At 68.7% G+C, this 14,423-nt stretch carries 10 protein-coding genes; all 10 read left to right on the top strand.

The genetic code is table 11. The features are described from left to right. The first annotated feature begins 13 nt into the window (after positions 1–13). On the top strand, positions 14–2,653 hold the full coding sequence (gene nirB, locus AC1MDG_RS06440) for a nitrite reductase large subunit NirB (RefSeq protein ID WP_479808211.1): 2,640 nt from the start codon (positions 14–16) through the stop codon (positions 2,651–2,653). Positions 2,654–2,655: 2 nt separating this feature from the next. After that, positions 2,656–3,690 carry a uroporphyrinogen-III C-methyltransferase gene (cobA, locus tag AC1MDG_RS06435; RefSeq protein ID WP_043479579.1) on the top strand — a complete coding sequence of 345 codons (1,035 nt, stop codon included), beginning with the start codon at positions 2,656–2,658 and terminating at the stop codon, positions 3,688–3,690. Positions 3,691–3,709: 19 nt separating this feature from the next. Further along, complete coding sequence (locus AC1MDG_RS06430) at positions 3,710–4,864, top strand: uroporphyrinogen-III synthase (RefSeq protein ID WP_479809033.1); 1,155 nt, start codon at positions 3,710–3,712, stop codon at positions 4,862–4,864. Between the two features lie 166 nt (positions 4,865–5,030). Next, positions 5,031–7,772, top strand: coding sequence for a GMC oxidoreductase (locus tag AC1MDG_RS06425; protein ID WP_479808209.1), 2,742 nt, complete (start codon positions 5,031–5,033; stop codon positions 7,770–7,772). Positions 7,773–7,785: 13 nt separating this feature from the next. Beyond that, a complete protein-coding gene (locus tag AC1MDG_RS06420; RefSeq protein WP_479808208.1) occupies positions 7,786–9,876 on the top strand; it encodes a hypothetical protein in 2,091 nt (696 codons plus the stop codon). Continuing rightward, positions 9,873–10,937 (top strand): alpha/beta fold hydrolase, encoded by a 1,065-nt coding sequence (locus AC1MDG_RS06415; RefSeq protein WP_479808207.1) that lies wholly within the window; start codon positions 9,873–9,875, stop codon positions 10,935–10,937. The genes AC1MDG_RS06420 and AC1MDG_RS06415 overlap by 4 nt, the downstream gene beginning before the upstream one ends. Continuing rightward, entirely contained in the window at positions 10,934–11,908 is a 975-nt protein-coding gene (locus AC1MDG_RS06410; RefSeq protein ID WP_479808205.1) for an acetoacetate decarboxylase family protein, read from the top strand. The genes AC1MDG_RS06415 and AC1MDG_RS06410 overlap by 4 nt, the downstream gene beginning before the upstream one ends. Continuing rightward, a complete protein-coding gene (locus tag AC1MDG_RS06405; RefSeq protein ID WP_479808204.1) occupies positions 11,905–12,387 on the top strand; it encodes a hypothetical protein in 483 nt (160 codons plus the stop codon). Before AC1MDG_RS06410 ends, AC1MDG_RS06405 begins: the two co-directional genes overlap by 4 nt. Further along, complete coding sequence (locus AC1MDG_RS06400; RefSeq protein WP_479808202.1) at positions 12,384–12,875, top strand: hypothetical protein; 492 nt, start codon at positions 12,384–12,386, stop codon at positions 12,873–12,875. The genes AC1MDG_RS06405 and AC1MDG_RS06400 overlap by 4 nt, the downstream gene beginning before the upstream one ends. After that, on the top strand, positions 12,872–14,224 hold the full coding sequence (locus tag AC1MDG_RS06395; RefSeq protein ID WP_479808200.1) for a patatin-like phospholipase family protein: 1,353 nt from the start codon (positions 12,872–12,874) through the stop codon (positions 14,222–14,224). The genes AC1MDG_RS06400 and AC1MDG_RS06395 overlap by 4 nt, the downstream gene beginning before the upstream one ends. Positions 14,225–14,423 lie beyond the last annotated feature (199 nt).

Here is a 14,423-nt window from a genome sequence, read left to right as displayed (position 1 = left end):
CGAAAGGCCCACAGTGACCGGACAGACTTCAAGCACCCAGACACCACGCCGCATCGTGGTCGCCGGCGGCGGCCCCGCGGCCCACCGCTTTGCGGACGCAATGCATGCCCGTGGCCTTGAAGGCTGGCATGTAACTGTGCTCACCGAGGAAGCACACCTCCCCTACGACCGGGTTGCCCTCAGCAAGGCGTTGACGGACAGCGACGTGGACCTCACCCTGGGCAGCGCCGCCATGTGGGACCACGACGCCCTGGCCCTGAAGACCGGCGAACGGGTCATCAGGATCAACCACGCTGCCAAGTCCGTGGAGACGGCAGCTGGCAACACCTATGAATTCGACGAACTCGTGGTGGCCACCGGTTCAGACGCCGCCCGCCTGCCGATTCCCGGCGCCGAGCACGTGCACGTCTACCGCACCCTCGAAGACGTGTGGGCCATCAATAAGGCGATCGCAGAACTCACCGAAAAGCTCGGCCGCAAGATCACTGCCGTCACCATCGGCGGCGGGCTCCTGGGCCTCGAATCAGCCGCAGGCACCGAACAGCTCGGCGCGACTCCCGTGGTGATCAACGGCGCCCCCTGGCTCATGAACACCCAGCTCGACGAAGGCGCCGGCCAGGCGCTCGGCCGCCTGATCGAAGCCAAGGGCTTCACCGTCCACGGCGGGGTGTTCCCCTCCGAGGTGCTCTCCGAAGACGGCCAGGTTACCGGCGTCCTGATGGCAGACGGCCGCATCATCCCGGCCGACCTCGTGATTGTTGCCATCGGCGTGAAGCCGCGCGACGAACTCTTCCGCGCCGCCGAAGGCGAGGAACAGCTGTTCGACCTGGGTCCGCGCGGCGGCGTCGTGATCACGGACGGCTGCGAAACCCAGATCCCCGGCATCTGGGCGATCGGCGAGGTGGCGAACTTCGGCGGCATGTGCCTGGGCCTGGTGGCCCCTGCCAACACCATGGCTGAAATCGTGGCCGATCGCCTGCACGGCGGCGAAGCCACCTTCCCGGGGTTCGATACGGCCACCAAGCTCAAGCTCTCAGGTGTTGACGTTGCCAGCTTCGGCGATGCCTTTGCCCGCACCGAACACTCACTGGAGATCGTCTACGCGGACCCCGCCCGCGGCGTCTACCAGAAGATTGTCACCACCGATGATGCCAAGACCCTCCTGGGCGGCATCTTCGTGGGCGATGCCACCCCGTACACGAGCCTGCGCCCGATGCTGGGCCGCGAGCTCGCCGCCGAGCCCGGCGCCTACCTCACGGCTGCCGGCGGCGGGGACGCTCCGGAGACCGAACTGCCGGACGACGCCATTCTGTGTTCCTGCAACAACGTGTCGGCAGGAACCATCCGCGACACCGTCAACGGCTGCGGGGCCTGCGACGGCAACGCTCCCGTCCAGGAACTCGGCGAACTGAAGGGCTGCACCCGCGCCGGAACCAGCTGCGGTTCCTGCGTGCCGATGCTCAAGAAGCTGCTGGAGACCGAGCTGACCAAGTCCGGCGTCGAAGTCTCCAAGGCACTGTGCGAGCACATCGAGCTCTCCCGCCAGGAACTGTTCGAGACCATCCGGGTCCTGGAAATGACTTCCTTCGAGGAGGTCATGGCCAAGTACGGCACCGGCGCGGGCTGCGACATCTGCAAGCCGACCATCGCCAACATCCTGGCCAGCCAGAACAGCGCCTACGTGCTCGACGCCGGCCGCGGCACGCTGCAGGACACCAACGACCGCGCCCTGGCCAACATGCAGAAGGACGGCACCTACTCGGTGGTCCCGCGCATCGCCGGCGGTGAGATCACCCCGAAGAAGCTTGGCGTCATCGCAGCCGTGGCAGAGAAGTACAACCTGTACACCAAGATCACCGGCGGCCAGCGCATCGACATGTTCGGTGCGCGGCTGGAACAGCTGCCGGAGATCTGGAAGGAACTGGTGGACGCCGGCTTCGAATCCGGCCAGGCCTACGGCAAGAGCCTGCGCACGGTGAAGTCCTGCGTCGGTTCCACCTGGTGCCGCTTCGGTGTGCAGGACTCGGTGGCCATGGCCATCCAGCTCGAGCTCCGCTACCGCGGCCTCCGCAGCCCGCACAAGCTCAAGATGGGCGTCTCCGGCTGCGCCCGGGAATGCGCCGAGGCCCGCGGCAAGGACGTCGGCGTGATCGCCACGGCTGACGGCTGGAACCTCTACGTCGGCGGCAACGGCGGCGCCACCCCGGCACACGCCCAGCTGCTGGCCAAGGACCTCGACGACGAGACCCTGATCAAGTACATCGACCGGTACTTCATGTACTACATCCGCACCGCCGACCGCCTGCAGCGCACCGCGCGCTGGCAGGAAGAGCTCGACGGCGGCATCAAGCACGTCGAGGATGTGGTGGTCAAGGACACCCTGGGCATCGCCGAGGAACTCGAAGCGGCCATGGCCAAGCACGTTGACACCTACGTCGACGAATGGGCCGACACCCTGAAGGATCCCGAGCGCCTGCGCCGGTTCCGGTCCTTCGTCAACGCGCCGGACCAGAAGGACGACTCCATCACGTTCGTGTCCGACGAGCGAGGCCAGATGCGCCCGGCCACCGCTGAGGAAAAAGGCAAGGTCCTGATAGGGGCCACCATCCCGATGCGTCCCTCCACCCCGGAACTCGACAAGAACGAGGTATAGGCATGCAGCTCAGCATTGATCTCACCGGCCGCGAAGTCCTGGTCACCGGCTCGGACCACGCCGCACGGCAGGCGGTCCGCCGATACCAGGCCGCCGGCGCCGTCGTCTCCCGCCTCAGCACTCCCCACGGCGCCAGTCATGACGGACCGCTGCCCGAGCGCCCGTTCCTCGTGGCCGCCGTCGACGACGGCCAGCCCGGCTGGGACGCGCTGCTGGAGCGGTGCCGCCAGACAGGCATCCCCGTGGCACTGGAACCGGCGGCCGGAGCGGTGGGCCACGTAACCCTGGTGGGCGGCGGCCCCGGCGTCGGCGAGCTGCTGACCGTAGCGGCCGTCAAGGCGCTGCGCGATGCCGACGTCGTGTTCTACGACCGGCTGGCCCCCTACCAGGAGCTGCCGTCCCTGACCTCGGCCGAGCTGGTGGATGTGGGCAAGCAGCCAGGCCATCACAAGGTCAGCCAGGGCGACATCGAGAAGCTCATGGTGCAGAGCGCCCTGGCCGGGAACAACGTGGTCCGCCTCAAGGGCGGGGACCCCTATGTGTTCGGCCGCGGCGGCGAGGAAGTTGCCGCCTGCGTGGCCGCCGGGGTGCCGGTCAAGGTCGTTTCCGGCGTCACCAGCGCCATCTCCGTCCCTGCCGCGGCCGGGATCCCGGTGACCCACCGCGAAGTCAGCCACATGTTCACTGTGGTGTCCGGCCACGCCCCGCTGACCGAGAAGGAGCTCACCCACCTCGCCGGGCTGGGCGGGACGATCGTGGTCCTCATGGGCATCGGAACGCTCCACCAGCTGGCCGCCGGCTTGCGCCGTGCGGGCATGCCGGCCGACATGCCGATGGCCGTCGTCGAACGCGGCTACCGGCCCGGCCAGCGCACCACCATCGCCCAGCTGGGTACGATTGTCACCGCGGCCGCCGACTGCACCAACCCGGCAGTGCTGGTCATCGGCGAGGTGGTGCGGGTGGCTGAAGCCAACCGCGGGCACGCCGAGGCGGCGGCAGACCTCGACCGCCTTGCAGCGTCACTGATGGAATCGTGAAAGAAAAACCATGAGCGCCATGAACTCTATTGCCCCCGCTTCCACCTCCGGCCCGCAGGACTCCCCCGCTGCCGACGCCCCCGATGCGCCCCTTGAGGGGTTCCGAATCGGCGTGACGTCGCACCGGCGTTCCCAGGACCTGATCGAAGCACTGGAGCGGCGCGGAGCGGAGGTGCTGCACGCGCCCGCGCTCAAGATCGCACCGGTGCAGGAGGACATGCGGCTCATCGAGGACACCAAGGCCATCATTGCCGCCAGGCCCGACCTCTGCATCGCCACCACTGCCTACGGCATGCGCCGCTGGTGCGAGGCGGCTGACGCGTCCGGCATCGGCGACGAACTGCTGGAGACCCTCGCGGCCTGCCGCATGTTTGTCCGCGGGCCCAAGGCACGCGGCGCCGTCCGCGCCGCCGGACTCGCCGACGTCGGAATCAGCAGCGACGAAACCACGGCCACCCTGGTGGACATGCTGTTGAAGGAAGGCGTCCGCGGCAAGACCGTGGCCGTGCAGCTGCACGGCTACACGGATGTCCGCCAGCTGGAGCGACTCAAGATGTCCGGCGCCACTGTCCTGACCGTGACCCCCTACCGCTGGGTCAAGCCCGACGGCGAGGACAAGCTGCCGCGGCTCATCGAAGCCGCCTGCAGCGGCAACCTGGACGTCCTGACGTTCACCAGCGCGCCGGCCGTCGACGCCATGTGGAGCACCGCCCACGAAATGGGCCTCTACAAGCAGCTTGTCGATGCCCTGAAGACCACCGTCACCACTGCCGTCGTCGGTCCCATCACGGCACAGCCGCTGATCGACGCCGGGCTGTCACCGCTCATCCCGGAACGCTTCCGGATGGGCGCCCTGATCCGCCTGGTCTGCGAACACCTTGCGCTGAACCACGTGCGCCGCCTGGACACCCGGTCCGGCAACGTGGAGCTCCGCGGACGGTCACTCCGGATCGACGGGGAACCGGTGGAAATGGCACCGGCACCACTCCTCCTGCTCCGGGCCCTGCTGGGTGCCGAAGGCGCCGTCCTGTCCCGGGAATCGCTCTCCGACCTGCTCGAACTGCGCGGCTCCGTGCATGCGCTGGACATGACCGTCAGCCGGCTGCGCTCCTCGCTGCCCGACGGCCGCATGGTGGAAACCGTGGTCAAACGCGGATACCGGATCCGGGTCTAGCTGTTCCCTGCCGGCGCCGGACGCCGCGCAGTCCGTGGACAGACCCGGGCCGCAGTGGGAACATGTCGCTATGGTTTGCGTCTGACCGCCCGGTGGCCGCCCCCGCACCGCCCAGGTGCGTGGCTGCCGGGACGTTCGGCGAGATAGCTCTTCCAAGGGGAATTGCGTGGAACCGGTGGTGCAAGGCGACGATGATCCCGCGGAGTCGGTGGACGCCGTGGTGGTGGGCTCCGGCTTCGGCGGATCGGTAGCGTCCTACCGCTTGGCGGCCGGCGGCCAGTCCGTGGTCCTGATGGAACGGGGCAGGGCCTACCCGCCGGGAAGCTTCGCCAGGACGCCGTCGGAGATGGGCCGGAATTTCTGGGACCCGGACAAAGGCCTCTATAGCCTTTTTGACGCCTGGACGTTCCGCGGCCTGGAAGGAATCGTCTCCAGCGGACTGGGCGGCGGTTCCCTCATTTACGCGAACGTGCTGCTGCGCAAGGATCGGAACTGGTTCGTCCAGGAATCCCCCGTTCCCGGCGGAGGCTACGAAAGCTGGCCGTTCAGCAGGCAGGACCTCGAGCCCTTTTACGACGCAGCCGAAGCCATGCTCCGTCCCGTGCCCTATCCCTACCAGGACACCCCCAAGACCCTGGCCATGGAAACCGCCGCGAGGACACTCGGCCTCAGCATCACGCGGCCGCCCATCGCCGTCACCTTTGCCACCTCCCCTGACGCCGCCCCTGCCCGGAACCGGGTGCTGCCGCCCGCGCCCTATGGCAGCGTCCATGGCGACGACGCGTTCCGCACTACCTGCACACTCTCGGGCGAATGCGACATCGGCTGCAACGCCGGCGCCAAGAACACCCTGGACCACAACTACCTGTCCGCGGCCAAGGCTGCCGGCGCGGATATCCGGACCTACCACGACGTCCGCGGCATCCGGCCCCTTCCGGCAGGCGGCTACGAGGTCCGCTACGTCGTCCATAATCCCGCCGACGCCGCACCCGGACTCCTGCGCGAACAGGTGATCCACTGCCGCCGGCTCATCCTCGCCGCCGGCACGTTCGGCACCACGTTCCTGCTGCTGCGCAACCGCGCCTCGCTGCCGGCGCTCAGCCCTGCACTGGGCACCCGGTTCAGCGGGAACGGTGACCTGCTGGGGTTCGTCCTGGACGCCAAGGACGCCGACGGCGCCACGCGGACGCTCTCGGGCAGCATCGGGCCGGTGATCACCACGGCCATCCGCACGCCCGACTCCACCGACGGCGGAGACGGACGCGGCTACTACATCGAAGACGCCGGCTACCCCGCGTTCATGAACTGGCTCCTGGAGACCGGACAGTTCCGCCAGGTGGCCAAGCGCGCCGGCAAAGTGATGGTGCAGCTCCTCAAGGACCGGCTCTTCCAGGCCCAGCGTTCCAACATCTCCGCCGACCTTGCCGCCGCACTCGGGGACGGCCGCCTGTCCGCGTCCTCCGTTCCCCTGCTCGGCATGGGTCGGGACATACCGGACGGCGTGATGACACTCCAGGGCGGCCGGCTGGCCATCAACTGGACCCTGGCCACCTCGGCCGCGTACTTCGGCCGGATGCAGGCCACCATGCACGCGATCGCCAGGGAACTGGGCGGGAGCTTCAAACAGAATCCGCTGTGGTGGAGCAAGCGGGTCATCACCGTGCATCCGCTGGGCGGCGCCCCGGCGGGACGGAACAGCAGCGAAGGCGTGTGCGATTCCTACGGTGAAGTCTTCGGCTACCCGGGGCTGCATGTGGTGGACGGCGCCGTGATGCCCGGGCCGGTGGGAGCCAACCCGGCCCTGACCATTGCCGCCTTTGCCGAACGGGCCTGCCACCGGATCCTGACCGGACCTGACGCGCAAAGGCAGCGCGGCGGCCTGGACACCGCCGGCTCCCCGTCCGGCAATACCGACGCCGTGACTTTCGACGGCGGCAGCGTCGACGGCGGGATGCCCGACGGCGGGATTCCCGGCTACCGGCCGGGGCCGCTTCGCGCCCTGGTGCCGGACGCCACCAAAGGCGCCAGGGCCCCGGCCCAAGAAAGCACGTTCGTCCCGCGGACCGCCGGCCGGTCGCGGGGGTTGCGCGACCTCGGATCACCGGAGGCCGTTGGATCACCGGCTGCCTTTGGAACCCCCGGAAGTGAGGCGCTGCAGGAGGCTGAGATCGAGGAGGACGCCGAACTGGCCGAAACCGGGCCCACCTCCGTCAGTTTCACCGAACAGATGCACGGGTGGTTCAGCGCCGGCGTGGCGGACCCCGAGGCGGGACGCAGCCTGGGCCGTGACCGCGGCCGCCGGATGATGTTCGAGCTCACCATCACCGCCCCGGACATTGAGGAGTTCGTGCGGGACCCGCTCCATCCGGCGAGCGCGGACGGTTACGTTCTGGCGGACCAGTTCGGCGGCCGCCTGCCGGTGGAACGGGGCTGGTTCAACCTCTTCGTCAAGGACGGTCCTGAACCTGCCGGACGCAGGATGCTCTACCGTCTCTGGCTGCGGGATCCCGGCGGCACGCCGCTGACGTTCGTGGGCCACAAGGACGTCCGCAACGACCCGGGCTTCGACGTCTGGGGTGACACCACCACACTGTATGTCACGGTCCTGCGCGGGCACATTCCGCCCCCGGACCCGGTCGCTCCCACTGCCACTGCCCCGAGTTTTCGTCCAGATAACGGGACTTCCGCGCCCCGGAACCCCCTCGATGTGGACAAAAACCCGGCCATGGTAGCGGGCGCGGGGATTCTGTACATCCGGCCTTGGGACTTCGCCCGGCAACTGACCACGTTCCGCGCGGTGGGCCCGAACCCTGCGGGCGCCCTGGCGGCCTTCGGCAAGGTCTTCCTGGGTGAACTCTGGCAGGTATACGGCCGCCGGCTGCACGGCCGGTCCGCCGGCAGGCGATGAGGGGCGACCGGGCATGAAGCGGGCTGAGCTGGCACATCACAGCGAAGGACTTGGCTTCACGCCGCGGGACGCAGTGCGCTGGCTTGCCCCGGCCCAGCTGGGCAGGACCGCCGTGCGGGTTGTCCTCGCGTCCGTCTTCGCGGACTTCGGCGACAAGCGGGAACTGGAGGGCGGCTTTCCCCGCTACGACCTCGACCTGGAACGGCTGCCAGTGCAGGGCCAGCCGGCGCAGCCGGTGGTCCGCGACCTGGAGCTGCCCGGAACGCCGTCACGCGCCGACCGCGCAGGAGAACCCGCTGACCACGGCACCGCCCGCACGGACGGAGCCGCGGAGTCCGGCGGTCCCGAGCTGTGGCTGGATTTCGCGGCCGACCTCGGCGACGGCTTTGATTCGACGTACACGGTGGCGTCGGTGCTGGCCGAGGAGTCGCTGGTGGTGGACGGGCATGAGCTTCGCCGCGGCAAGGTGCTGGTGCTGGGCGGCGACGAGGTGTATCCGGTGGCCGCGCCCGCCGCGTACGAGGACCGCATGGTGGGGCCGTACCGGACGGCGCTTCCCGGCGGCCGCTCCCCGGGCCGGGACGGCGTGCTGCTGGCCCTGCCGGGCAACCATGACTGGTACGACGGCCTGACCTCCTTCATCCGGCTGTTCACCCGGCAACGGAACATCGGCGGCTGGCGGACCATCCAGACGCGCAGCTACTTCGGCCTCCGGCTGACGGGCGGGGACGACTCACCCGGCTGGTGGCTGGTGGGGCTGGACAGCCAGTTGGGCCAGTACATCGATGAACCCCAGCTGGATTATTTCTACAACACGGTGACCACCAGGCTGCTGCCGGGAGATGCGGTCATCCTGTGCGTGGCTGCCCCCTACTGGGTGCGGGAAACGGAAAATGCGAATGCCTTCCGGCAGGTGCATTTCTTCGAGCAGGATTACCTGCGGCGCCGCTTCAACCGCCGCGCAGGATTGTTCGAGGAAACCGGGGCCTCCGTGCGGCTGTGGCTCACCGGGGACCTGCATCACTATTCACGCTACGAGGAACTCGCGTCGGAGGCTGACGGCGCCACCGGCACCCCGGGGGGCACCCGGGCCGGGGCCGACCCGCGCCGGACCCAGCTCATCACCTGCGGACTGGGCGGTGCGTTCCTGGCCGACACACGCTTGCTGCCCGCGGAACTTACGCTTCCTGCGCACCAGCCGGCACCTGCCCCCGCCGGCACCGGGCGGCGGACCCGGCCCGGCACGGCAGACGCCGCAGGGCCGGGGACGGCACCCGGCACCCTGGACTCCGCAGCGCCAGGCGGAACTCCCGGCCCCGGCCGCCGCTTCGTCCTGACACCCGGAACCTTCCCGGGTGCCGCCGAGTCCCTGAAGTTCCGCGGGCGCCTGGCCAATCCTTTCTCGCCGTTCTGGCTTCCGGTGCGGAACCCGGGCTTCGGCTCGGCCCTCGGCATCGCGCACACGGTGGCTGCGCTGACGCTCTGGACCGTCTTCAGCGCTTTCCGGGGCCTCTCCTTCGTGGACAGCCTCCTCAGCCTGAGGGCGGGAAATACCGGGTTCCTCGCGCTGACGATCCTCGCAGTCCCCTTGCTCCTGCTGGTGCTGCTGGTGACCTTCGGCGCTGCGCTCGGCCTCTCCCGGGACCCCCGGGAGAACGGCGCGGGGTTCACCGTTGCCCGTGGTGCGCTCTGGCAGCTGTCCGCGCTGGGAGCCGGGATCGCCGTCGTCCTCCTCCTTCCCTGGCCGGCGGGGTGGCCGCCGTTCCTGACCCTCGCGCTGGTGCTCGCCATCATCTACGCCACAGGATTTGCTGCCGGAAGTGAAGCGTTCGCCTGCTTCATCCTGGGCACCGCAGGCGGAGAAGTGGCCTCGTGGGCCATGTCCGGCCAGGCCATCGAGGACCACAAGGGCTTCCTGCGGATCCGAATTGCCACGGACGGCAACGTGACGGTTTATCCCGTGGCAGTGGACCGCGTCTGCCGGGACTGGGATCTCAAGGAAAACGACGACGGCGGCATCCGCCCGGTACCGGCCGGCGGGTTGCCGCCGCTCCGGCTTTTCGAACCGCCGGTCACCGTCGCCAGGGAAGGATTTCCGCCATGAACAGCCCCCGCACCATCACCCGGGCGGACCACCTCACGGAAGTCATTCCCTTTCCCGCCGGGGACGGGACGCCGCTGACCCTGGTGCATGTCACCTCCGCAGCGCCTCCCGATGCCGGGAAACCGGAGAAGGGGCCGGTGCTGCTGGTTCACGGGGCCGGCGTGCGGGCCGAGCTCTTCCGCCCGCCGCTGCCGCGGACCCTGGTGGACGCACTGCTGGAAGACGGCTGGGACGTCTGGCTGCTGAACTGGCGCGCCTCCATCGACCTGGAACCCCTCTCCTGGACCCTGGGCGACGCCGCCGTGTACGACCACCCTGCCGCCGTCGACTACGTCCTGGGAGCCACCGGCGCCGAGACGCTGAAGGCGGTCATCCACTGCCAGGGGTCGGTCTCCTTCACCATGGCGGCCGTGGCCGGGCTCCTTCCCCGGGTGGATACGGTGGTCTCCAACGCCGTGTCCCTGCATCCGGTCATCCCGCTGTGGTCGGTCATCAAGATCACCTACCTGGCCGAACTGCTGAAGCCCTTCACGCCCTGCCTTTCCCCGGCGTGGGGTTACAAATCCAACGGCTACCTCTCCCGGATCCTCAGGTCCATGGTCAAGGCCACCCACCACGAATGCGACAACCTGGTATGCCGCCTGGTCAGCTTCACCTACGGCAGCGGCAGGCCCGCGCTGTGGTCGCACGAGAACCTGGACGAGGCAACCCACAACTGGATCAGCGGAGAGTTTGCCGAGGTACCGTTCACGTTCCTGTCCGAGATGGGCCGCAGCGTGCTGGCCAGACGCATGGTGGCGGCCGGAAACCACCCGGAGCTGCCCGCAAACTTCCTGGCCGATGCCCCGCAGACGGACGCCAGGTTCTCCTTCCTGGCCGGCCGCAACAACCGCTGCTTCCTGCCCGAAAGCCAGGAACGGACCTTCGCCTTCTTCCAGGGCCACCGCCCCGGCAAGGATTCCCTGCACCTGTTGTCCGGGTACGGGCATCTGGACGTCTTCTTTGGTGCCCGCGCCTGGGCGGACACCTATCCCGTCATCCTCAAGGAGCTGAACAGATGAACCAACTCATCGGTCTTGCCGCTTCCCTGCTGCGGCTGGTGCCCTCCCCCGTGCCGCACCGCCAGGAGCGGCTGCGGGGACAACACGCCACAGTGGACGGCATCAAATACTCCATGCCCGTCAATTCCGACGATTCCCCGGTGCTGATGGCGGCCTTCCCCATCAACAAGCGCGCCGCCGCGGCAGCCCTGCCCGGCACGGAGCTGCGGCCGTTCAGCCTGGGCGGCAAGGGGCTGCTGGTGGTCACCGTGGTGAACTACAAGTCGACGGACATCGGCAAATACATCGAATACTCGCTGGCGATCGCCGTCACGCACGGCTCCCGGCCGGCACCTCCGCTGCTGCCGTTGATCTTCCAAAAGACGTTCGGTTTGGGCCAGTACGTCGTGGACCTGCCGGTGAGCACGGAAATCTCGGTCAAGGGCGGCAAAGGCATCTGGGGCATGCCCAAGCACCAGGCCAGCCTGGACTTCGTGGTCACTGACACTGCGGTTTCGGCGCAGTATGACGACGGCGGCAAGCTGGGCTGCTTTATCGAGATTGAACGGCCCCCGGCGATGGGCATCCCGCTCAAGCTGGCCGCCTCCAACTACTGCGCCTTCCGCGGGATGCTGATGAAATCAGACATCTATTTTGAGGCCGCCGGGGACATCGCCCTGGGAGGCGGTGCCAAGGCCCGGCTGGTGCTGGGCGACGCGCCCGGCGTCACCGTCCTCAAGAGCCTCCAGCCGGCGGAGAAACCGGTGTTCACGGCCTACCTTCCCGAGGCCCACGGAGTGCTGGACGACCACTACGAGGCCTGGTTCCTGACGGCGCCAAGCGCCGAGGACGCCGCCCGGATCCCCGGCGGCGACCCCCTCGAATCCGTCGTGGGCCTGGGCCAGGGCCAGGAATGGCTGCCCGCCCCGGACCGGAGCACCACGGGCCGCACCGGCGCCGGAGGCACGGCCCCCAGCGGAGAAACGCCATGAACTGGCTCCTGCTGCTGAACGCGCTCTACTTCCTTTTCGGCGCCACCATGTACGTGGGCACCATGTGGGTGCTGAAGTTCTTCCTTTACCCCACCTGGGAGTCCCTGAACCGCGGCAACGTGGACATGCACTTCGGCATCCCCACCCGCCAGGCCACCAAGTTCTTCACCGTGGTGGTGCCGCCGATGTTCATCTCCGGCATCGTCCTGGTCTGGACGGAATGGGGCACGGTCCGGATCATCCCCGCGGCGCTCTGCCTCCTCGGGATCATCGTCCTCACGGTGGTGGGCCAGGCCATGATCATTCCCGTCAACATCAGGATCCGGGGCGGAGACTTTGCCGACGACGCCGAACTGCGTTCCCTGCTGCGCCGGTGGATGCTGCTCAACGACATCCGCTTCTATGTTTCCACGCTCACCTGGCTGGCCATCGTCTGGCTGCTGGTGGACCGGGGCCGCCTGTGGGAGGCGTTCGCATGAGCGGGGCGGTCCGCCCTTCCGGGGCGGCCCTTCCCGGCGTCGGCGCCTGGATCGCGGCCGATCCGCTGCGCGCCGTCCTGGCCGCGATCGCCGTCGTCACTGTCTTTTCCGGTGTGGTGCAGATACCCTTCGGCGGCGCTGTCCTGGAGTTACTCGGAGCGGAGCCGACGACGGCGGCACGCCAGCTGTTCGCCACCGTGGGAATGTTCATGGTGGTGGTGGGCGGCCTCCTGCTGCACACGCTGCTGCGGCCGCAGCCGGCGGCCGAAGTGCTGCTGTGGTCCGGTGTGCAAAAAGCAGGGGCCTGCGCCGCCGTCGCAGTCGGGGTGCTCAACGGTGTCTTTGCGCCGGTGGCGCTGGCCGTTGCCGTGTTTGACCTGGCGACGGCGGCACTGTGCCTCATCTACCTGCGCCGGCTGGTGTATCTGCGCGGCGTCCCGGCGGGGAACGGTGCCGGCCAAGCCACCGGACCGGGAACACTGCGGTGAAACGCTCGCTGGTCCTAGCCGGAGGCGGAATGCGCGTGGCGTGGCAGGCCGGAGTGGTCCGCGCACTGGCCGAAGAGGGGCTGCACTTTGACCACGTGGACGGGACGTCCGGCGGCATCCTGACGGCAGCCATGCTGCTCTCCGGGGTGTCCCCGGAGGACATGTGCCGGAACTGGTCCTCCGTCAACGTCAAGGACTTCGGCTCGGCGCTGCCGCTGGGCGACTACGTCAAGGGCCCGTGGTCGCTGCCTGCCATCGGCGACGCCGACGGCCTGCTCGGCAAGGTCTTCCCGGCCCTCGGGATCGACGACGGCGCGATCCGCCGCCGTGCTGCGCTGCCCGGCGCCGCCGAAGGCACATTCAACGTGGCGGAGTTCACCGAAAAACGCTGCCACGCCATCGACGCCCGTGACGCGGATGCCCCACTGATGGCGGCGGGAATGTCATTGCCCATTTTCCTCACTCCGCTGCGGCGCGGGGGGAAGATCTGGACTGATGCGGTCTGGATCCGCGACGCCAACGTGGCCGAAGCCCTTCGCCGCGGGGCGGATGAGGTGTGGCTTGTCTGGTGCATCGGCAACACCGGGTACTGGGGCGACGGTCCGCTGGAGCAATACGTGCACATGATCGAGATGAGTGCCATGGGCGCCCTGCTGGCAGACTTCGAGGCTGCGGCAGCGGCGGCCCGGGACTTCACCCTCCACGTGGTCAGGCCGGAGAACCCCCTGCCGCTGGATCCGGAGTTCTACCTGGGCCGGATCGATGCGGACACGCTGATCGGCATGGGGTACCGGGACGCCCGCAGCTACCTCAAGGAAATGACAGCCGAAGGCCTGCCCAAGGACGCTTTCTGCACTGCGATGGTGGAACCGCCGGCCGGCATCCGCTTCACCGAACGCCTGCGTGGCGACGCCGGCGGCCAGGACGTCCAACTCACAGTCACCGTGGCCCTGCCCCTCGACGGTTCAGGCGCGGCAGCAAGGCTCACCGGGTTCCTTGACCACGCACCCTTCGGCCCCAGGGTGTTCCTGGCGGGCGGACGGGTGGACGTCCGCGGTGAGTCGGTGACCTACCGGGCGTCGGTCCATGCGGGGGGCGCCTGGCACCGGCTGTCCCTGACCCGGGTGTTCCACGACGATCCCGGACCGGACGCCTGGGAGGACACCAGGCGGGGCCGCCTGACGGTGGGGTCGCTGCTGGATGCGCCGGTCACCATGGGTCTGGCGGACGCAGCGGCCCTGATCGCCTCGGTGGAACCGGCCGGCGTCCATGGTCTCGGAGACCGCGCCGGCGTCGTCGCAAAAGTCGTGGCGGGAGGGCTGCGGGAGGCCTTCCGCCGGTACGGCTGACGCCTCAAGGGCAGCGCAGGGCTGACGACCGGCCTGATTGTGAGGCAGGACACATTCAAGGACACTTTTGTTGCCGGCTGGTAAACAGCGTGGAACAGGCGCTGTCATTCCGGCAACAACCGGGAAACACCCCCGAAAAACCGGGCGCCTAGGCTGGTCCCCATCACCAACCCGGGCCTGACAAGGGCCTCACCAGCGA

The organism is Arthrobacter sp. AIWTK1 (assembly GCF_056680535.1).
Note: the sequence above shows the minus strand (reverse complement) of the source record. Positions and strands in the feature narration are given on the sequence as shown.

Bases quoted from the DNA above. Each gene is read 5' to 3' on its own strand.
- cobA (WP_043479579.1), top strand. From the start codon at position 2,656: ATGCAGCTCAGCATTGATCTCACCGGCCGCGAAGTCCTGGTCACCGGC.
- AC1MDG_RS06430 (WP_479809033.1), top strand. From the start codon at position 3,710: ATGAACTCTATTGCCCCCGCTTCCACCTCCGGCCCGCAGGACTCCCCC.
- AC1MDG_RS06420 (WP_479808208.1), top strand. From the start codon at position 7,786: ATGAAGCGGGCTGAGCTGGCACATCACAGCGAAGGACTTGGCTTCACG.
- AC1MDG_RS06415 (WP_479808207.1), top strand. From the start codon at position 9,873: ATGAACAGCCCCCGCACCATCACCCGGGCGGACCACCTCACGGAAGTC.
- AC1MDG_RS06410 (WP_479808205.1), top strand. From the start codon at position 10,934: ATGAACCAACTCATCGGTCTTGCCGCTTCCCTGCTGCGGCTGGTGCCC.
- AC1MDG_RS06405 (WP_479808204.1), top strand. From the start codon at position 11,905: ATGAACTGGCTCCTGCTGCTGAACGCGCTCTACTTCCTTTTCGGCGCC.
- AC1MDG_RS06400 (WP_479808202.1), top strand. From the start codon at position 12,384: ATGAGCGGGGCGGTCCGCCCTTCCGGGGCGGCCCTTCCCGGCGTCGGC.